The sequence below is a fragment of the Brevibacillus sp. Leaf182 genome, from assembly GCF_001423865.2.
GTDB classification, from domain to species: domain Bacteria; phylum Bacillota; class Bacilli; order Brevibacillales; family Brevibacillaceae; genus Brevibacillus; species Brevibacillus brevis_C.
On sequence record NZ_LMPN02000024.1, the window covers coordinates 191,112 to 212,021 of the forward strand.

Annotated in this window: 16 protein-coding genes; 4 read left to right on the top strand and 12 right to left on the bottom strand. The window is 48.1% G+C overall.

Translation table 11 applies throughout. From position 1 onward, the window contains the following. Nucleotides 1-320: 320 nt before the first annotated feature. The gene (trmB, locus tag ASG16_RS17180; RefSeq protein ID WP_056489573.1) at nucleotides 321-965 is read left to right on the top strand and encodes a tRNA (guanosine(46)-N7)-methyltransferase TrmB; all 645 of its coding nucleotides are present in this window, start codon (nucleotides 321-323) and stop codon (nucleotides 963-965) included. Nucleotides 966-1,315: 350 nt separating this feature from the next. Here the strand turns inward: trmB and ASG16_RS17190 are convergent, their stop codons facing one another. The 8 genes from ASG16_RS17190 to ASG16_RS17225 all read right to left on the bottom strand — a co-directional run bounded on the left by ASG16_RS17190 (nucleotide 1,316) and on the right by ASG16_RS17225 (nucleotide 9,698). Next, a complete protein-coding gene (locus ASG16_RS17190; protein WP_007721481.1) occupies nucleotides 1,316-2,014 on the bottom strand; it encodes a response regulator in 699 nt (232 codons plus the stop codon). Next, a complete protein-coding gene (locus ASG16_RS17195) occupies nucleotides 1,992-3,623 on the bottom strand; it encodes an ATP-binding protein (protein ID WP_056489575.1) in 1,632 nt (543 codons plus the stop codon). The genes ASG16_RS17190 and ASG16_RS17195 overlap by 23 nt, the downstream gene beginning before the upstream one ends. A 101-nt stretch (nucleotides 3,624-3,724) precedes the next feature. Further along, the gene (locus ASG16_RS17200) at nucleotides 3,725-5,032 is read right to left on the bottom strand and encodes a CitMHS family transporter (RefSeq protein WP_056489577.1); all 1,308 of its coding nucleotides are present in this window, start codon (nucleotides 5,030-5,032) and stop codon (nucleotides 3,725-3,727) included. 243 nt (nucleotides 5,033-5,275) lie between these two features. Further along, entirely contained in the window at nucleotides 5,276-6,142 is an 867-nt protein-coding gene (locus tag ASG16_RS17205) for an ABC transporter permease subunit (protein ID WP_056489579.1), read from the bottom strand. Continuing rightward, nucleotides 6,114-7,076, bottom strand: coding sequence for an ABC transporter ATP-binding protein (locus ASG16_RS17210; RefSeq protein ID WP_056489581.1), 963 nt, complete (start codon nucleotides 7,074-7,076; stop codon nucleotides 6,114-6,116). The genes ASG16_RS17205 and ASG16_RS17210 overlap by 29 nt, the downstream gene beginning before the upstream one ends. Before the next feature lie 89 nt (nucleotides 7,077-7,165). Further along, nucleotides 7,166-8,341 carry an anti-sigma factor family protein gene (locus tag ASG16_RS17215; protein WP_056489583.1) on the bottom strand — a complete coding sequence of 392 codons (1,176 nt, stop codon included), beginning with the start codon at nucleotides 8,339-8,341 and terminating at the stop codon, nucleotides 7,166-7,168. Further along, the gene (locus ASG16_RS17220) at nucleotides 8,338-8,886 is read right to left on the bottom strand and encodes an RNA polymerase sigma factor SigX (protein ID WP_082517216.1); all 549 of its coding nucleotides are present in this window, start codon (nucleotides 8,884-8,886) and stop codon (nucleotides 8,338-8,340) included. The genes ASG16_RS17215 and ASG16_RS17220 overlap by 4 nt, the downstream gene beginning before the upstream one ends. A 101-nt stretch (nucleotides 8,887-8,987) precedes the next feature. Further along, complete coding sequence (locus tag ASG16_RS17225; RefSeq protein WP_048034107.1) at nucleotides 8,988-9,698, bottom strand: AAA family ATPase; 711 nt, start codon at nucleotides 9,696-9,698, stop codon at nucleotides 8,988-8,990. 96 nt (nucleotides 9,699-9,794) lie between these two features. Here ASG16_RS17225 and ASG16_RS17230 point away from each other — a divergent pair, with 96 nt between their 5' ends. Beyond that, nucleotides 9,795-11,219 carry a L,D-transpeptidase family protein gene (locus ASG16_RS17230; protein ID WP_056489585.1) on the top strand — a complete coding sequence of 475 codons (1,425 nt, stop codon included), beginning with the start codon at nucleotides 9,795-9,797 and terminating at the stop codon, nucleotides 11,217-11,219. Nucleotides 11,220-11,362: 143 nt separating this feature from the next. Here the strand turns inward: ASG16_RS17230 and ASG16_RS17235 are convergent, their stop codons facing one another. The 4 genes from ASG16_RS17235 to tkt all read right to left on the bottom strand — a co-directional run bounded on the left by ASG16_RS17235 (nucleotide 11,363) and on the right by tkt (nucleotide 20,138). Further along, complete coding sequence (locus ASG16_RS17235; RefSeq protein ID WP_056489587.1) at nucleotides 11,363-14,680, bottom strand: collagenase; 3,318 nt, start codon at nucleotides 14,678-14,680, stop codon at nucleotides 11,363-11,365. A gap of 306 nt (nucleotides 14,681-14,986) precedes the next feature. Further along, complete coding sequence (locus ASG16_RS17240) at nucleotides 14,987-15,337, bottom strand: hypothetical protein (protein ID WP_056489588.1); 351 nt, start codon at nucleotides 15,335-15,337, stop codon at nucleotides 14,987-14,989. A gap of 101 nt (nucleotides 15,338-15,438) precedes the next feature. Next, nucleotides 15,439-17,961: a PBP1A family penicillin-binding protein gene (locus ASG16_RS17245; protein ID WP_056489590.1), complete on the bottom strand. Its 2,523-nt coding sequence runs from the start codon at nucleotides 17,959-17,961 to the stop codon at nucleotides 15,439-15,441. Nucleotides 17,962-18,131: 170 nt separating this feature from the next. Then, a complete protein-coding gene (gene tkt / locus ASG16_RS17250) occupies nucleotides 18,132-20,138 on the bottom strand; it encodes a transketolase (protein WP_056489593.1) in 2,007 nt (668 codons plus the stop codon). 129 nt (nucleotides 20,139-20,267) lie between these two features. Here tkt and ASG16_RS17255 point away from each other — a divergent pair, with 129 nt between their 5' ends. Together ASG16_RS17255 and ASG16_RS17260 are read left to right on the top strand one after the other, a co-directional pair. Next, the gene (locus ASG16_RS17255) at nucleotides 20,268-20,423 is read left to right on the top strand and encodes a hypothetical protein (RefSeq protein ID WP_235617525.1); all 156 of its coding nucleotides are present in this window, start codon (nucleotides 20,268-20,270) and stop codon (nucleotides 20,421-20,423) included. A gap of 15 nt (nucleotides 20,424-20,438) precedes the next feature. Then, on the top strand, nucleotides 20,439-20,897 hold the full coding sequence (locus ASG16_RS17260; protein WP_056489595.1) for an NUDIX hydrolase: 459 nt from the start codon (nucleotides 20,439-20,441) through the stop codon (nucleotides 20,895-20,897). Nucleotides 20,898-20,910: the final 13 nt, after the last annotated feature.

A 20,910-nucleotide genomic window follows, 5' to 3' on the forward strand; every position in this document is an offset into this window, starting at 1 on the left:
CTTACCAAAAACTATTTTCTCAACTGGATACGATTACCGCTTGACGCCTTCACGCTTGATTTAACAGGCATTCCTCAAATTTTCAGTCTATTTCCTTACCAGAATGTCCCTCGCAAATTGGCAAAATTTATCCAGCCCTCATTTGTTAAAACCCGTGTTCTATGCGACTTTTGTCCTAGTCTCATTTACAAAAAACCCCTTTTCCCTCCTTTTTCACGTAATCTGCATTTGGAATCTCTCTTCCCTTTCTTCTCTCTCTACTTGCAACTAGCAGGGAGTCATCGTAAAGTAGATAGGAGTTCGTTTTGAAGGAGGCACATATGCGACTGCGTAACATTCCAGGTGCCGAAGCGGCCCTGAGAGAATATCCGACGTTCGTAGACAATCCCCTTTCCTATAAAGGAAATTGGAAGGAACGCTTCGGGAACAACAATCCGATTCACGTGGAAATCGGCTGCGGAAAAGGACGTTTCATTAATACATTGGCCGAGCGTCACCCTGACATCAATTTCATTGCGGTTGAACTGAAGGCGGAGGTCGTTCTGCGCGCTGTCCAGCGTACGGAGTACAAAGCTGTTCCGAATCTGGCTTTTGTCCAGTTCGACGCTTCCAAGTTGACCGAGTTGTTTGCCGATCACGAAATTTCTCGCATCTATCTGAACTTTAGTGATCCGTGGCCAAAAACCCGTCATGCGAAACGCCGTCTTACTTACAAAAGCTTCTTGAACACCTATCGTCAGGTGCTTGTGGCAGACGGTGAGCTTCATATGAAGACAGACAATGAGAACCTTTTTGAGTTTTCACTCAACCAATTCGCTGCGGAGCGCTTCCAGATGCGCAATATCACCTTTGACCTGCACCATTCCAAGCTGGCGGCGGATAATGTGATGACGGAGTATGAGGAGCGCTTTTCTTCTCGTGGGCAGCGCATTTATCGGGTGGAAGCGAGCTGTGTGATTAAGTAAGTGTTTGAGTCAACATAGTGCAGGAGAAGAAAAAGCACAGTTCTCTTCGACTCTGACACGCCCGCAAGGGGGATTGAATGTCCGTCTCCACTTCAAAAAGGGGCCCGTCGAGCCAAAGCCACCCTACGGGCGGAAGTTTCTCAAGGAAGAAGTGTTCGACAAGCGTGGTCCCCTTTTTGAAGTTCCGACTGGGTAGGCGTTGTCAAGGTCTGCGAGATCTGTGCTTTTTCTTCTCGCCCAGCTTTGTTGGTTTATCGGAACCTTTTAAATGCGTATCATAAAAAAAGACCCTTCACGCTCTCTCAAGTAGGCTTTGAACCTTACTTTTGCGGGCGCGAAGGGTTATTTTTTTATTCTTTTTGCCGCCCGACGCTCTTGTATACGCGCTCTGGACGGCCGACGACACCGTACGAAAGGTCTGCGATGGCGTCTCCTTTGGCTACCAGATATTCTAGGTATCGCCTTGCTGTTGAACGGCTAATGCCTGTTTCTTTGCTGACCAAATCGGTCGTGGCCTCCTGTGTCTGCATGAGAAAACCTGAAATCTTGTCCAGGGTAATTTGGTCGATCCCTTTAACTGCCCTTGTCTCGGTTGTCTTTTTTTGGCCTGTCCGGGCAATGAGCTCATCGATTTGGGCTTGACTGATCTGATCGGTGTCTTTTTTCCAATCGCTTACCTTTTGCCTGAACTCCTGATAATTCCGTAACGTTTGTTGCAGGCGCGCAAAGATAAGTGGCTTGGTAATAAAATCGAATACGCCATAGCGGATCGCCTCTACAACCGCATCCACTTCTTTGGCAGCAGTCAGCATGATGACATCTGTTGTAGGGAACTGCTCCTTTATGATCGATAAAAAATCGAGGCCGTCCATATCCGGAAAATAAATGTCGAGCAACACAAGATCAGGCTGCAAAATTTCCATTTGATCCTTGGCCTCTTGCCCATTCGTGGCAATGCCAATCACCTCGTACCCCTCTACTTTTTCCACGAAGCGTCGGTTTACTTCTGCAATTCTCAGGTCGTCTTCAATAATGAGTACCCGTATCACCTCTTACGGCCTCCTTCCGTTCTGCCGTGCGTGCATCCTTTGGTATCGTCACAGTAAAAATCGTTCCGCCTACCGGATTTCCCGTATGCGAAATACTGCCGTGTACATGTAAAACAGCATGTTTGACTAAGTGCAATCCGTAGCCATGATTCTGCTGTTGTTTGGTAGAGAAGCCCAGCTCAAAGATTCGTTCAGCATTTTCTTCGGAGATGCCTGGTCCTCGGTCCTCTACCTCTATAAGCAAGACCTCTTCCATATTGAGCAAAAAGATCGTGATTTCTGGTGCAAATGCACCTGGCGCTTTTACAGCATCCATCGCATTATCTATCAAATTGCCAAGAATGACAATCAGTTGCGAGCGATCAATCGAGGCTGGAATGTCACGGAAGTTGCTTTCTGGATCAATTTTCAATTCCACTTTGCGTTCGTTGGCTTGGTTCAGCTTCCCGAGCAATAAGCCACCTATCAGCGGGTCGGGGACTTCTTGCATAATAAACGTCGTATTGTGAACATGTACATTCAACTCAGCAGAGATTGTTTCAATGGCTTCCTGGTACGATTCAAGCTGGATGAGGCCCGATATGAGATGCAGTTTGTTGGAATACTCATGCGTCTGGGAACGAAGGACTTCCGCGTACTCCTTCACGCGCGACAGCTCCTGTGTGACCTCGAACAGCTCGGACCGATTGCGAAAGCTCGCTACCGCACCCATTACATGGCGCTCCTTATCCATAATCGGGACCCGGTTCACGACTAATACATGCTCGTCCACATTCGTTTCGCGGTCAAATTCGGCTTTCCCTGTCTCAATCACCTCATGAAGGCCCAGCGAACGAACCAGCTCGTCCTGTTTGTCCATGATACTGTCTTTATCCTTCGCTTTCCCCAGCATATGGAGCGCGGTCTGATTTGCGAGCGTGATCGCTCCTTCCTTATTGACTGCCACAATGCCTTCGCGAATTGATTCCAGTACAGCTTGATTTTCCTGATACAATCGCCCGATTTGTTCAGGCTCCAAACCAAATATCGCTTTTTTTACATTTTGTGAAAGAATGAGCGTAGCCACCACACCCAAGAGCAAGGTGACGATGCCGATGACGAAGATTCGATTGCGATACGATTCGATCGTTTCATTTATATCCTCAAACAAAAAGCCGACAGAAACGACCCCCATCACCTTTCCTTCCTCATCATAGATCGGAGTCTTTCCTCTCAATCCGGGGCCAAGCGAACCGACTGTTTCAGAGATGATGGATTGCCCCTCAAATACTGCTTCGTTGTCGCCTCCCACCATCTTTTTGCCAATCTGCTCTGGATCAGGATGTGAATAGCGGATGCTTTGCAAATTTCCTACGGTGATAAATGCCGCATTCGTGTCCACGCGTATTTTTTCCACGATTGGATTGATAATCTTGGCAGGATCTTCTGCGTCAAACGCCTGTTTGATCTCGGACATCTGCGCGACGGTCTTGGCGGTATGCAGTGCGCGCGTCCCGATCTCATGCTCCAATACGCCCGCCAGCATCTGTTCAAACATCGTACCGAGTATGACAATCACGCCAAAAAGGAGCGAGCAAATAATCAACATCAGCTTGCTGTGAAAACGCACATCGTTCCCTCCTCTTCTTCTCATTGTATCTCATTTCGCTCGATGACGAAAAAAGAGGCCATGAGCAGGCCTCTTCTTTATTTCTTCCTTTTTATAGTTGACTAGAACGAGATGACTCCGGTAAGAAGAGCAAGCGCAATCATCACGATCGATGTTCCAAACGCCCATTTCAGGATGAACTTTTGGGTTTCCGCATAATCGACCCCAACCATTCCGATCAACAGGTATTGTGCTGCAAACAACGGGCTGAGTACATGCAGCGGTTGACCCAGGATGGAAGCGCGACCAATTTCCGCAGGATCGATTCCGTAAGCTGCTGCTGCATTCGCCAGGATTGGAACGATCCCGAAGTAATACGCATCGTTTGACATGAAATAGGTGAATGGCATGCTTGTCAGCGCTACGAGTAGAGGCATATGGGAACCAAGTGAATCCGGAATCCAGGAAACGAGTGTGCTCGCCATCGCATCGATCATTTTCGTTTCGGTCAGGATGCCTGTAAAGATTCCCGCAGCGAAAACCATGGACACGGTAGCCAGTGCGTTAGCTGCGTGGGCTGCAATTCGCTCTTTCTGATCTTGCATTTTCGGATAATTAATAAACAGGGCAATGGCAAAAGCGAGCATGAACATCGTCGGCAATGGCAAGAAGCTCGTAATCAGACCGACCATCAAGGCTGCTGTCAACAACAGATTGAACCAGATCAGTCGCGGACGTTTCAGTGCAGCAGTCTCATCCGTCGCCGCTACTTCTTGTCCTGCAAGCGATTGCAAATCTTCATCTGGTATCTCCATAATCCCCAGACGCTTACGCTCTTGTTTGCCCAGAATACAGGCTACGATCATCACCCACGCAATTCCGCCAATCATCACAGGAATAACAGGGACGAAAATATCGGAAACATCCATATGGAGTACACTCATGACACGTGCTGTTGGTCCACCCCAAGGCGTCATGTTCATGACACCGAGTGCGAGCATCGGCATGACCGCCAAAATCATCGGTCTGATTCCCAGCTTGCGATACAAAGGCAGCATCGCCGTAACGGTAATCATATAAGTCGTGGTCCCATCTCCATCCAGTGCAACCAAGGTAGCGAGAATCGCTGTACCTACAATAACCTTCAGTGGGTCACCCTTCACCATTTTCACGATTTTCTTAATTAATGGGTCAAACAGACCTGCATCCATCATGACTCCAAAGTATAGAATGGCGAACAACAGCATAATTCCCGTAGGCGCAATTTTTTTGATGCCTGCAAGCATCATGTCGCCAATTTCTGTACCAAATCCGCTAATCAACGCAAAAACAACAGGAACAACAATTAAAGCAACTAATGCCGAAAGCCGTCTCGACATAATCAAGTACATGAAAACGGCTACCATGAGAAATCCAAGTAATGCCAGCATATCCTAGTTCCCCCTTGCAAGAATGCGCTTACAATGATGTTGTAGCAACCATGACGAATGCGCTTTCATATTGTGCTGTCATTATAACAATGTTCGTAAAAATCCGAATAGAATATGCGCATAAACTGTTTTAACCGCATTTCCTCTATTAACATCATAAAAATTACGAAATGCGCATATGGTGATCGCCCATGAAAGGGCGAAAAAAAAAGAACGGCACGAATCAGCCGTTCTCTTGTTTTTTTATACATCTCTCTTTTGAAAAACCCGAATGGACAGCCCCAACGCTACGACGCCATAAAGAATGGTGTAGATGAGCATGGCAGTACTTGGAGGCGAAGTCGTACCGAAAATGCCTTGCGAAGCAAAGGACAGCGGATCGTCAGCCGAATCAAATAACGAAAGTGTCGCTTGCCTGAACAATGAATCTGCTGGGAAGAGCAGACTGGAAATAATCCCGATGTTAGTAAGCGAGCTATTGCTAAAGACCGCACCAAGTTGCTCAATAAAGCCGCCAACGAAGCTGATCCCGTACAGAATGATCAGGATAATACCACCCGTCACCGTGGTGGTGATACTGCTTAAAAGCATAGCTACACAGACAAGAATGATCGGCATGCTAACGAAGAAAGCACCTGCTTTCAGGATTTGGCTAGCATCCACCTGAACAGCCAGCATACCTTCCCCCACCCATTGGTTAATCGCCAATAATCCGGTAAACATCAGGAGTGCGTACAACCCCAGCATACTCGCCAACCCGAAAAATTTCCCCAGCACATATTTGTAGCGAGGGAGTGCGCGTGCCAGCCACGTATCGATTTGATGGCTTTCGATTTCAGAGGCAATGCTTCCTACACTGCTCAAAATTGCCAGGAGTGCCGTAATGACAGAGCCAAAGTACAAGCCCATGCCCAGCATCTGCGTGGAGAGAACCTGCTTTTCCAACAATCTCTCCACGCCCGCGTCCCCTAACATATCTTTCATTTCTTTAACCGCATAGCCTGTGGCAAGTCCAAACAGCAATAGGAAGGCCAGCGACATGATCAGCGTAATCGTGAAAATACGCTTGGAGATCATTTCTCTATACGTGATTTTGATGATCGGCCACATGTCGTTCCCCCTCCTTTCTCTGCACCCAGTACAGGAATACGTCTTCGAGTGATTGCTGCTTGCGCACGACTTCGTGTACCCCAGCCCCGGATGCAATTAACTGTTGCAACAGAGCGGGTACCCGATCGTCCTGATCCAGCGTCATTAACCATGTATCACGGTCTTCCTCTTGTCTTACGAGACGACTCTCTGTGACGAAGGAAGGAAGCTCGTTATGAAAACCTGCGCTATCCTTGTCCACTGTCAATTCAATTTGTGGTTGGACGCTGCTCAGCTTGCGCCAGTCGCCATGTACGACCAGCTCACTGCGGTGAATGATCCCGACGTAGTTGCACACGCTCTCCATTTCACTCAGTAGATGACTGTTGAGAAAAATAGTCTTTCCCTGGTCACGCAGCCGCGCAATCAGCTCGCGTACTTCTTTCCGCCCGATTGGGTCCAGCGCGGAGGTCGGCTCATCGAGGAAGATCAGCTCTGGATCGGATAAAAGAGCGCAGGCAATCCCGATACGCTGCTGCATGCCTTTGGAATAGCCTCGAATACGTTCACGCTCGCGTCCAGCCATTCCAACCAGCTCAACGACATTTTTTATCACGGATTTGCTCTCACGATATGTTAATCCACACAACTCGGCATGATGTTCCAAGAGCTGCTGGCCCGTCAACCAATCTGGATAGCGAAACAGCTCTGGCAAGTACCCTACCTTTTTTCGCGATTCTACACTGCCAATCGGCTGCCCAAGCATAACCGCTTTGCCATTCGTTGGGTGCAATAACCCGAGCATCGTTCGGACAAAGGTACTTTTACCCGCTCCATTTTGCCCGAGGAAACCAAATACGGAGCCGCGCGGTACTTGTAGTGTAATATTTTTGCAGCCAGCTTTCCCGTTATATTGCTTGGTCAACTCCCAGGTCTCTATCACATAATCTGACATCGCTTACCTCACTTTCCCCATTGCAAACGGGACAAAGCAGAGCCCTCCTTCTTCAGGAAAACTCTGCCAATACCCCACTATTTGTTTACTTATTTCAGTTGATTTGCAAAATCCAACAGCCCATCCGCGTTCTTTTCGCTGCCTTCCAGCATGTGAATCTGTCCATCCTGCTGCCACATCAGATGTGTATTGTATTTACCTGTGATCAGCATGCCGTTTTGACCGTTCACTTTTACTTCCTTCATCTGGCTCTCGCCGTCTGCCATGTATGGCACAGGGAGGGTATGCTGCCAGTCTTCGATGCTAATCATCTGCTTTTTCACTTGATCTGGAATGAACGGCAGGGCCAAGAGTGTCTCGCGAAGCTGTGCCAGATCGACTCCCTCTGGTGCGCTTAGCTCAGGAGCGTCTACGACAGAGTAGCCAATATTTTCTTTTCCGACAATCATCCAGACCTGCTGCATCTGTGGAATCTTCAAGGAGAAGCGTTTGCCACTCAGCTTTTCATCAAAGCGCGCCTCTACCTGCAATTGCGCCAGTAGCTTGTTTGCACGATCGGCATCGATCTCCATGTGCATGGTAAAAGGAGATTGGATGTTTACACTATCTACCGTGACGTCCTGCGGCAGGTGTGGCAGCTTCACGCCAGCCTTTTCAGCGGATTCCTTGTTGTTGTAATAATAGCTTCTTTGCTCAAGTTTCTCTTGATCGCTTTCATCCATCCAGATTTTTCCGATCCCAGGCAGTTCCGTCTCGCCCCAATTGCCGTTTGCGATCCATTGTTCCAGCTCTTGCATATCTTCTTGCGTCACTTTGACAAACTCAACTTTATCCATGCGGAAAATGGACAGAAAATCGTTCGCTGCTGCTTGTACTTGTGGGAAAGACAGGGACACAGCTAATACTGCTGCTGCCGAAGCACCTGTCACCCATCTTTTGGTTTGCTTGTTCATCTGATTCCAGCTCCTTCTGATTGTTGCTCGATTGGTTATCGCTTGTCGATCTTGTGCATTTGTGTTCGTCGGTTTCTCGATTGTTTGCGAAAAACGCTGCCACGCTGCTTCCGTATTGACCCTCACATCGTTTGTCTCGGAAAAAGCATGCTCCATCTTCTCACGCGTCCAGCTATCCAAAGCGGACAGTTCGTCTAGCTGTGTGCGGCAGGTTACACAGTACTCCAGATGAAGCAGGAATTGCTCACTTTCTTTTGAGCTGCACTCACCGTCTAAGAACGCCTGGATAAAGCCTGTATCGGCACATTTCATTCCTCTTCCCCCCTCATCCGGCCATATATGGTACGAAATTTACTTTTCGCTCTCGCGAGGAGTGTTCCCACCGAGCTGATCTGCGTGCCGGTCGCTTTCGCCAACTCCGCATAAGGAAATCCGGAATATTTCATGACCAGCAAGGTTCGTTCCCGCTCGTCTAGCTGCTCTAGCACATCACGGACGACACTCTGGGACTCTTTTGCAAGCCACATCTCTTCTGAAGAAGGGCTGACATGTTCTTGCTCAGATGCACTTCGCTCTTGTCTTGCGTACCTGCGTTTTTCTGAACGAAGATAATTGTACGCTGCGTAGAGTGCGGACTTGGACAGCCATGCCGGGATATGTTCGATCACCGTGCGATCGGTATGGTAAAAGGAGAGAAATACATCCTGTGCAATATCTTCTGCCGTCTGTTGATCTTTCACAATTCGCATGATCTGTCTGACCACAAACGGATAATAGGTCGTAAACAATTCTTGAAAGGAATCTGTATGATCCTCTACTCGAGCATGGTTCATCACCAGGTTTGCTTGCACCTCCACTGGATTCCTCCTTCCTGCGTGCGCTATTGACGAATGCCTCTACTGCTTCGTTCATCTAATAGAAACCGCCAAGGAGATTTTTGTGACAGGAAGAATGAAAATTATTTTTCATCGAAAAATAGATCGGGCTTCTCCAGGAAACGACGCGTCAATTGATAGTGCTCTGTATCCCGATATTTCACCTCTTGAGCGGGCGATTCGTCAAAATTGAGGATAGTCGCTCCGGGATAACCCAACAGAATCGGCGAGTGCGTCGCAATAATGAATTGGGCGCCTTCCTCTATCAAATCACGCATGAGATAAAGAAAAGCAATCTGGCGCTTGGGTGAAAGAGCAGCCTCGGGCTCATCCAGCAGGTAGATTCCCCTGCCGTTGAAGCGATTGGCAAACAGCGCGAAAAAAGATTCTCCGTGCGACTGCTCATGCAGCGAGCGTCCGCCGTAGTTTTTATAGCTTTCGGAGCCCGTCTGATCTATATGACTGGCAAACTGATAAAAGCTCTCTGCCCGTAAGAAAAAGCCATTCGTTATTTTGGGAAGCCAGGAGAGGCGTATGTAGTCACCCAGACTCGCCTCCGAGCGATGCACTTCATAAAAATTGTTACGCGATCCGCCAGCCGTATGGAAACCACATTGATAGGCAACAGCCTCAAGCAACGTAGATTTACCCGAGCCATTCTCTCCTACAAAAAAAGTGACACTGCTATCAAGCTCGATTGCTTCCAGCTTACGCAAGGAAGGCAGGTGAAAAGGATATTCTTTCGTGTTCGGAAAATCCTCTCTCAGCAGCTTGATCGTTCGTAAATAAACCATTTTTGACCTCCACTCTCATTATTTTCCCGTCTCCCGCCGATACATCCTTATAAGGGCGCCTTTTTAAACGCTCATTTATTTGGGGGAGAAGTATCCGTGGACAAGGTTTCCTTTCTTCAGGAAAAAAGTACATTTCATATGAAATATCCGGATCAGAGCGACCTCGCCTTTTACCGGTGGTATACGACTCAGTATCCAAACGAAGCCATCGGCTGGTTTCACCTTGGCCAAGAACGAGAAGCACAAGGCAACTCAAAACAGGCTCTCGAAGCGTACAGACGTGGTCTCGTATCCAAGCAAGGCTCGTATTACAACGAGACGCGTGACGCTTATCAAAGACTGCTGCGGGAGCGACAGCGCAATTCCTTGGGCAATCGAACACGTTTACTCTTGGCTTCGCTCTTGTTTCTCTATTTTCAATTCGCTTTTTCGCCCGGACCGTTGAGAGATGCGTCACCCAAGACAACGCCGCAAGCTGCCAAACAGCCCGTACCGACAACAGCTCAAACGCAGCCACATGTCGAGGTCATCGCAGTCCCTCCTACACTCAGTGCCCGTGAGCTATCTGAACAGGTCCGGCGCTATGTAGAGTCCCGGCGTCCTGCTCTTACGCAGCCTTTTACGGTGATGGTTGTCCCAGAAGTACCTGGTTCGCCGTTGTTCCGTCCCTTGCTGTTTTATCAGCCGCGCGAAGTCCGAGGCATCTTGCGTTACAATCCGACGAGTCGGACTGTTCTCAGTGAAAAATGGTGGGATAAACCTGTGCAGTTGGAACGAGAACCGACACTTGCCACAGGTAAGGCAGAACTCACGGATGAGCAGCTAACCCTCCAGCATGTACTGATCTTGCGAAACGCCTTGTACCGCTATTATCAGCAAACGGGTACATTGCCTGCCCAACTGTCTGATCTGGCTGGCGCTTATCCAGGCAATTATTTGCCGCAAATTCCAGTACCACCAAAAAGACTTTTGTTAAAAAGCTATCCGTATCATCCCAAAGCCTTCTCGCCAGAGTCCGCATGGGACAGCTTGCGCAATGTGCTGCCGCTTCCCAGCTATCCGGAGCCAGTGGCGCCTTTCGAACCGTTACAGCTTCACTTGACTACCTCGACACATACGATGCAGCTCATCAGCGGTTCCCATCTGGTGCGCAGCTATCCCGTCGCCATAGGCAAAAACGGTTCAACACCCGAAGGCTACTATACCATTCAACAAAAAATCAATCAGCCTCGCGGACATGACAATATTTATGGAACGAGGGGGATGGTCTTTCAGGAGAGCGGGTATGCCATCCACGGGACGAACCATCCCGAGAGCATCGGCTCATCTGTTTCACTCGGATGTGTTCGCTTGTACAATGCCGCTGTCGAGGAGCTGTACACCTTTGTTTCATTGGGGACAGAGTTCATTATCTCCAATGCCCCGTCCTCTGCCCAGCCTTGGAGCAATCCTGTTCCATTCGTTCTCCCGGCTGGCCCTGAGGAAGAGACGCCACAAGTCATTTACAATTGGCTCCATTAATTCTTGGGTTACGTAAAGAAAAGACGTGCAGAACGCCATACCGTTACGCACTGATTTTTACCAGACGCTTATCAAACGAAAAAAGCCCTTCTATCCCGTTTTTAAAAAAGGGGTAGAAAGGCTTTTTCCTTTGAATGGAGAGATTACTCTGCGTTCACGATCACTTTGTACGGAATTTTCGTGTTGTTATTGTTGTAGACCAACAAGTAGTATTTCCCTGGTTTTGCCTCAAATTCTCCCGTCAGTTTCTTACCTGTGTTTTCGGGGTAGGCGAAATAGGTTTCGAGATCATCTTCATGAAACACCACCCAGTTTAAGCCTTCGTCCTTCTCGCTGCTTACCGTAACTTGAACGATCCCTTCCTCTTCAACCTGAATGATATACGTGTCCTTGTCATCTGTACGATCGGTTTGACCACTTACCTCTTCGCCCAACTGTAGCGCATTCGCGTCATCGAATGAATTGTTCGGCTCCGTTTCGGTTGGTTCTGTTTCTTCTTCTGGCAATTCCGCGGTAACTTTGTATGGAATGGTTTCACCGTTAAAGTTGTACACGGACAAATAATAGGTGCCCGGAGTTGCTTCAAACTCACCGGAAAGCGTTTTTCCTGAGGTTTTGGGGTAAGCGAAATAATTATGCAGATCATCCTCGTGGTGAACGACCCAGTTCAAACCGGTATCGTGCTCACTCGTTACGTTGATTTTCACCGCTCCGTTGCTCAATACCTTCAAGGCAAAAATGTCCTTGTCGTCTTGTTTGCTTGTTTGACCACTCAACTCCACATTGCTTTTCAACCGATTTGCCTCTGAAAAGCTGTTGTTTGGCTCTTGTTCCTTTTCCCCAATTTCTCCACCCTGCTCCTCGATCGTAATTGTAATCGATTTCGCAGTAACGGCTCCTTTGTTATCCGTTACTCGTAGCTTCACGGTATATTCTCCCTGATTTTCGTAGACATGCGTAGGATTGGGATTACTGCTGCTTTTGCCATCTCCAAATTCCCACAGATAAGATACGATGCTGCCATCCGGATCGGAGCTTCCGGTACTGCTAAACGTCACTTCCTCGTTTACGGCTGCTTTTGCCGGGCCGTTCATGACAATAACAGGCGGCTGATTCTCTCCATTTCCTTGTTCTGGAAATACCCCATGGAACGTGACATCATATTCAAACTGATTGGACGCATTTACTCTGTAGTTGGTAAAGTAGGCGGTTACGGTTTTGTAGCCGTTCCATGGATGGGAAGTAAGCGTGGTTAAAAACTCGTCTGTGATGCGACTCATCGTCTCCCAGTCTTGCTTCTCCCCTTCTGCCTGCGTACCCGTGTACGTGCCTGTTAACGTAAAGGTTTGGAAGAACTCTGAATCGTGCCTTTTGGTAGATACATTTTGCAATCCGGTGACATCTTCTATTTCCTGAAAGATTTCTGCACTTGCTTTGGGGTCTGGCGTGACCAGATAGTCATCCGACACCAGCGGCACGGTCAGATCAGGATAGCTGTCTACCAACGATTCCATGGTACGGTGGTAATCCCGATTCAGCTCTGAATCATTGCTGAGCGTACGGATTAACTGGTCATAACCATCCACGTTATTGGCCTCTATGTAATCCATGATATCATCGAGCTTGTTCCAGTCCTCTTTCATCATGTGATACTGCAAGGCGTATGAATACGTATAAAAGTCCCATGTGCCGTAGCGTGCGTGCAAAGTTTGAGACGCCGTATACCAATTATTTTGTCCAAAGCGAATCAAATTGTTGACCATGGATTTTCGAGGCAGAACACCTGTTGTTCGCGTGGAGCCTGCAAAAAGTTCCGCTCCGCCTTCTTCAAACCACGACAGTCTCTCGTCTCGGTAAATCGGACCTTCATTCCACAAACCAGGGATAGCGTAGCGCCCCTGCAAATAGTGCGTGAATTCATGGCGGAACAATTCTTCCAGTGTGTACGTACTCTGCTGCGGTGTTCGCTCGTAGGTGAAGAAGGTTCCTTTCCCCTCGATATACATGCCTCCGTTGTCCGTTTCATAGCCGTACAGGGGGTTGTTCATCTTGTACTCTGAAGGACTATTGTAAAGGACAATGGTCAAAATATCGTCGGGGTTCCCTTTCTCCATCGGTTCATCTCGTCCTGCCATCCGATGGAACTGAGCTTTTACCTCTTTTGCCGCCCAATATAACCGTTTGACTTTTTCTTCTGTGACATCTCCGCCTGTTTTCATGACGACGCTCCCGTCATCAAATGTGTACTCTTTGGGCAGATACTTTTCCATGGCATCCTCACGAATCTTGTTGAACTGAATGTCCCTTCCCTGCGCATCTTTTCCGCCATAGACCGTCTGGATCAGCTTCGCTACCTGCATATACTGAAGTCCCACATACGGATAAAGCTTTAACGCTTCTGTGAGCACCTCGTTGCCCTTATTCGGATTGGAATGGTATTCTCCCAAATAAGCACTGTGATAAAAACCATTGTCGAGGACCCATTCTTTCGCTTCATCTGTATCGCCATGCAAGGCGAGATTTCCCAGCCCGTTCAAATACGTATCTATTTTGCCGTAAAACTCCTGTTGTTTGGTTGGTTCATCCACTCTCCACATTAAAATATAGCTAAACTGGCTCATGATACGGAAAACAGCATCACCTGCACTGCGCTGATGAATGAAAGTGTCCATTTGTTCCTCGTATTGACGGATGATCGGTGCAGCTTTCTCTACGAGGGAAGCGCTTACAAAAGTGTTTCCGATGAGTCCACCAAATGCACCTATCACCTCATTTTGAGTATCTGTCCCTAATTTGAAATTCGGATTGTCTGCAATGGCATGCAGAGCAGGGAACACTTTTTGATGCTCGCTTCTCTGATTGAGATAGGATAATTCCTGATGGTAGTACCCGAGGTAATATCCAGAGCGAAGCACCTCAACCAACGTGTCAATTCCTTTAGAATCGCTGCTGGAGTATTGTGTGCCTCTGACTTGCAATGCGTCAATGATGGCCTGAACGCGCTGACGATCGTTATAAAAGGCATACGAATCAGGAGTAAAGTCGAATAATTCAGGAATCTGCTCCCAGTTGATTGTCACCAGTACATTGACTAATTCGTCGTAGCTGAGCTTATTCAAATCGGACATCGTGTACTTTTCGACATTTGCCTTCATGCTCCGCTGCTGTTCGTTAGAAGACTCTTGCTCCTCTACACTCCAGGTCGGCTCTACTGGATGAGGATATTCCCCTGCTTCATCACTGGATTGATGCTGAAACGAGGTGATTGGGTCCAGCTTTCTCTCCACAGGTTTTCCAGAAGGCGGAACGTTTTGACTCCCATCCCTAGCGAGCGCACTTGAATAATCTTTGACTGCCAAGGCTTGGACAGGAGTTCCAACCGTCCCCAATAAAAATGATGTCGAGAGAAGGACACCAGCCATTATGCGGCCTGTGTGTACTGTGTGACGCTTTTTCTTCATGAATGAGCAAACCTCCTTTGAATGGAAACCGTATTTTCGTTTGTTGCGTGGAAGCCGTATTTGGAGTGGGCCAAGTTCACCTTCTCTCCATTTGGAATGTAATAAAATACACGTTGTTAGAATTGCAATTATGGTGCCAATACATATTACTGAAAAGAAGAGGGAAGATGTATACATTTTTTTACAAAAATTCATGAACATGTATGAAACGTTAGACACTGTGACTATCAAAAGTGAGCTTTGCTTAGCGCACGCAAAAAAGCGCGTTCCCGCAAGTGGGAACGCGCCATGTTTTTACGATCACATTTATTTTTCTTCTTCCAATTCTCTCATCGATTCTTCTTGTCCTTCTTCCGGGTTCCAATAATCGAGCACTTTTCCTTGCAGAACCTTGCCTTGAATGAATTCTACCTGCTGCTCACTGAAATCCTCTGTCCACTCAATACCCAATTGTTCAGCTAGACGTACGACGGTCAACAATTCTGACCAAGCCACGTAGCGTTTGTACCAGAAGAACTGTGGCTGCTCGTTCATGTATGGGTAAAGATCATCGAAATCGGTGTGTTTACAGTCAAGAGCTCGCTCAAAATTCACCTTGGTTTGTCGTAACTGTTCTTTGAAAAATGTGGGTAGATCTCTTTGTGCGTAGCCAGACATGGACTGTCCCCCCTGTCTCCCGATTTACTGGTATTGTACCACGCGAAAGAAGCTGTGCAAATAGTCGAATCGGTTTTGAATCGTTCTTGCTGGGCTAATCTTTAGCCGTTTGATGCATCTGGGAACTGGTTCTGCCCCTCCTCTTGTGGAGGTGGCGGTAATTGAATTTCATTGGAGGAACCATTTGTCTGACTAGGATCTGGATTCACAATGTCCGGTGGAACCTCACCTGTTCCCGGATTTGGCGATTGCCCACCATCTCCATTATTTGTATGCTCACCAGCTTCTCCGGTACCTTGGTCAGGTGGATTTTCACCGTTTCCATTTTCGGTACCACCCGGATTCTGCCCCTGATCGTTGCCTTCCTCGTTATGACCAGGATCTCCATTAAGCATATTCTCCAGCTTTTTGGAGTCGATTGGGACTTCTTTTGAAGGTGTGCCTTCCTCACCTTGTGCATTTCGCGGCACGACTTGATAACGATACTGTTTCGGACTATCCAGGACATCTACATAAGAGGTTTCCTTCATACCCGCAGAGATGAGCTGTCTTTCGCCGTTTTCGCTAATGCGGTACAGATCGTACGTATTGCCGTCAGCTCCACCAATCCAGCTAAGCACGACCATCAATTTATTCGTACTTGGGTCCAATGACATGTCTGCAGCCATTTGAAGCTCTGGTTCAACTTCCTCTTGTTTATGTTGTACCACGCCTTCTGGTCGAACGAAGTCCGATGACGGTACACCTTTTAACGCTGTTGCCAACACTTTGGAGAACATTTGTGCCGTCATGCTACTTCCTTGGTGCATCAAATGCTGTTTGTCCTCCGGATCGAAGCCCATCCAAACGGCACCGACATATTCCGGAGTATATCCAACGAACCAAGCATCCTTGTTTGCTTTGCTATCTCCTGCAATCGATTGTGTCGTACCGGTTTTACCTGCAACATGGCGGCCAGAGATACGCGCTGCCTTCCCTGTACCTTCCTGGACCGCTTTCTCCAGCATGGTGTGAATCTCCCAAGCTGCTTCCGGCTTCAGTGCCTCAGTTTGTTTAGGCTTATATTCACGGACAACACCCTCGTCCTTGTTCTCCACCTTCGTGATCGAGTGCGTCTCAGACACTACCCCTCCATTGACAAAAGGCGTGTACGCCTGAGCCATTTCCAACGGAGACGTACCTACACTCAATCCCCCAAGGGCGATTGCCAGGTTTCGATCGTTCGGAGTCAGCTCAATACCGACTTTCTTGAGGTATTCCAAGCTTTCTGGTACACCAATTTCATTTAACAGCCAAACCGGCGGGATATTCGCGGAGTCGATCATCGCCCGGTTCATGCTCATTGTTTCCGTGTATCGGTTATTGTAGTTGCGCGGCTCATAGCCATTGAAGCTCTGCCTTTTGTTGCTCAGTTGCGAATTCGCGTTCCATTTGTTGATATCTTTATTGACTGCTGGAGCGAACACGGCAATCGGCTTAAAGCTGGAGCCCGGTTGACGCTTCATGTCTGTCGCATAGTTAAAGCCTTTTGGCGCATAGTTGCGTCCGCCCATCATCCCGGCAATTCCGCCTGTTTTCGCGTCGATGACAATCATCGATGATTCTACACCGCGCTTGGCGCCATCTTTCGGGAAGTTTTTGGCATTGGCATATTCCTCTACCATGGCATCCTGTACTTTCGGGTCAAAGGTCGTGTAAATGTTCCAGCCCCCGCGGTAAAGTTCTTCTTCTGTCACGCCGAACTTGGCTTCGGATTCTTCTACCATATTGTCAAAAAACGCGCGATAGCCTTTTTTCAAGCTCGCACCCGCTACTTCATGCGGCTCTTTCGGCAACGGCTCTGCTTGTGCTGCCTCTTTTTGCTCATCGGTAATGATTCCTTGCTCATGCATCAGACGAATGACCGTATCTCGACGCAGTTTCGCCTTTTCTGGATTGTTAAAAGGTGAATAAGTGGTCGGTGCTTTTGGAATAGCTGCCAGCATCGCTGCTTCCGCAACGGTAAAGTTCTCATCGCTTACCGATTTACCGAAGTAATACTGGGCAGCATCCTCTACCCCAAATTCCCCTTCGCCCAAATAAACGCGGTTCAAGTACATCTCTAAAATTTGATCCTTGGAGTACTTGCGCTCCAAGCCAATCGCGATACTCATTTCTTTTGTTTTACGCCAGAACGTTTGGTCTAGGGTGAGAAAGACGTTTCTTGCTAGCTGTTGGGTAATGGTACTTCCCCCTTCAGCTAACGATCCTTTTTTAATATCATTGACAATGGCGCCACCGATCCGAACCATATCGACGCCCTTGTGTTCGTAAAAGCGCTTATCCTCAACAGCGAGGAAAGCATTGATCAAAGTCTTTGGCATTTCATTAATCGGTTTGTATACACGGTTTTTCTGACGAATCAGACTCGTCATCTCTTTCCCGTTTTTGTCGTATATGACAGTTGGTTCTGCTTTCAAGTCCTGTAGCTTTTGTACGTTTTGCTCAATCATCCGGTCTCCCGCATACAACAGGGCGAAGTAGCCTCCGATCACACTAAGGAAAAGGAATATTGCAAACGATACGGCAATCATCAGCAAGTTGTTCTTTTTCTTCCTGACTTTCTTCTTGGCCTTTGTTGCCATTATTTACCTCCTGATTTTCTCTCTCTCCCCCACATCTTATATAGACGGTCCCATTTCAAAAAAGTTTCTGTTTTGGGTCGTAGTCTATCATTCCATATTGAACTTTATTTGTCACTGGAAAAGCCTATCTCCTGAAACAGAAGATAGGCTTTTTCCTAAAGGTTTATGATTTATTTCAGCAGCTTTTCTGCTTCAGCCACAACGTTTTCTACCGTGAAGCCGTATTCCTTCATGATTCGCTCACCTGGTGCAGATGCGCCAAACTGATCGATTGCGATGACTGTACCGCTATCGCCAGCGTAACGCTCCCACCCCATTGGAGAGCCCATTTCTACTGCCACGCGTGCTTTTACAGCCGGTGGAATCACAGTGTCGCGATACTCTTTCGGTTGACGCTCGAACAGGTTCCAGCTCGGCATGGAAACAACGCGTGTTTCAATACCTTTCGCGAGGAGTTGCTCACGCGCCTGCATCACGAGGGATACCTCAGAACCCGTTGCCAACAGGATGAGCTGCGGGTTGCCGCTTGGCGCGTCTGCTAGAACATACGCACCTTTGCTCACGCCTTCTGCCGCTTTCTCCAAGGTCTCAGGCAAAACTGGCAGGTTTTGACGAGTCAGTACCAGAACGACTGGCTCATCTGTACGAGATACAGCATATTTCCAAGCCTCGTTCGTCTCCACTGCATCAGACGGACGAAGAATGGTCAAGCCTGGCATCGCACGCAGAGAAGCGAGTTGTTCAATCGGCTCATGCGTCGGTCCGTCTTCACCAACTGCGATCGAGTCATGTGTAAATACGTAGACAACTGGCTGCTTCATCAGTGCAGAAAGGCGAATCGCCGGACGCACGTAGTCGGAGAACACGAAGAATGTACCGCCGTATACTTTAACGCCACCGTGGAGAGCCATACCGTTGAGGGCTGCACCCATCGCGAATTCGCGAACACCAAACCAAATGTTACGGCCATCGTAAGAACCTGGCAGGAAGTTGCCCGCTTCTTTAATCACTGTGTTGTTGGAATGTGCCAAGTCAGCAGATCCGCCTAGGAAGAATGGAACGCTGTTTGCCAATGCATTGATCGCATTACCGGAAGCAACGCGTGTCGCCAGCTTCGCACCAGCTTCATACGTTGGCATATGGTTGTCCCAACCAGTAGGCAGATGGCCTTCTTGTGCAGTCGTAAATTGCAGTGCCAGTTCCGGATACGCTTTTGCGTATGCAGCAAACAGGTCACGCCAAGCAGCTTCTGCTTTTTCTCCAGCGTCAGCCAAGCCAGCATAGAAATCAGTCACTTCTTGTGGTACGTGGAACTCACTTTCATGGTGCCACTCGTAGTTTGCTTTTGTCAGCTTCACTTCGTCTTTTCCAAGCGGAGCGCCGTGAGAAGAGCTGGAGCCGCCTTTGTTCGGGCTTCCGTATCCAATGACGGTTTTTACTTCAATCAAGGTAGGACGATCCAAATCTTTTTTCGCTTCTGCGATAGCCGCGTCAATAGCAGCCAGATCATTGCCGTCTTCTACGCGAATGTATTGCCAACCATACGCTTGGTAGCGACCCGCTACGTTTTCAGAGAAGGAACGGGAAAGCTCGCCATCCAGAGAGATATCGTTCGAATCGTAGAGCACGATCATTTTGCCCAGTTTCAGGTGAGCAGCCAGAGAAGAAGCCTCGCTGGATACACCCTCCATCAGGTCACCGTCGCCGCAGATTACGTATGTGTAATGGTCAACGATGTCAAAATTGTCGCGGTTGTAAACAGCTGCCATGTGCTTTTCCGCCATCGCCATACCGACAGCCATCGCGATCCCTTGTCCCAAAGGACCCGTTGTCGCGTCGACACCCGCCGTGTGTCCAAACTCAGGGTGACCAGGCGTTTTGCTGCCCCATTGACGGAAGTTATGTAGGTCTTCCAGTGAAACATCGTATTTCATCAGATGCAACATCGAGTATAATAGCATAGAGCCATGTCCAGCTGAGAGGACAAAACGGTCACGGTCAATCCATTTTGGATTGCTCGGATTTACTTTCATAAAGCGGCTCCACAGTACATGTGCCATAGGAGCTGCACCCATCGGCATTCCCGGGTGACCGGAATTCGCCTTCTCGATGGCATCAATCGCCAGCGTGCGGATGGTATTAATGGATAGCTGATCAACAGACGTTTGCTGAGTCATCTCGCAAAATCCTCCCTGCGTTTTCTAGAAATTACTACCGAGAATCAGGTAAAAACACACTGTGCCATTATAGCATAGTTCCCATTCATAATCATGTTCGCTTTGCATGAATTAAGGAGGTCTTTTTCAATGAATTGGCTGTATCTTACTATCGGGATCGTTTTAGGTGTTGCTGGAATTGGTATGCTGCTCTTTGCCTTGACCAGCTCTCCGATTTTGAAAAAAAACAGAATGGAACGCCGTAGACAAGCTGCCGAGAATCATCGCCCGGAAGAATATCATTAATAGAGGAGAATTCGCATGCAAAAAGAGCGCTTCTCGATGCAGGTAGCCGTTCACCTTTTCCTGGTGAAGGATGCGCAGGTCTTGTTATTACGCCGCTACAATACCGGCTACGAAGACGGCAATTACAGTGTTCCCGCTGGACATCTGGACGGGAATGAAGAAGTAAAGACTGCCGCGATCCGCGAGGCTAAAGAAGAATGCGGAATTGACATCGATCCAGCGAGCTTGGAGATCGTAGGCGTCATGCATCGCCGCTCCAATGATGAGCGCATCGATTTTTTTGTCGCCGCCACAAAATGGCGCGGAGAAATTATCAATGCCGAGCCGAATAAATGCGATGAGCTCGTATGGGTGGACATGGATAAATTACCCCCGAACGTCATTCCTTATGTGAGACAAGCTCTCTCGAACTTTAGACGAAAGCAGTGGTTTGACAGCTTTGGCTGGGAGCCTGCGTTCGAGTTGAAGAAGTAAAAAAAGCAACCAA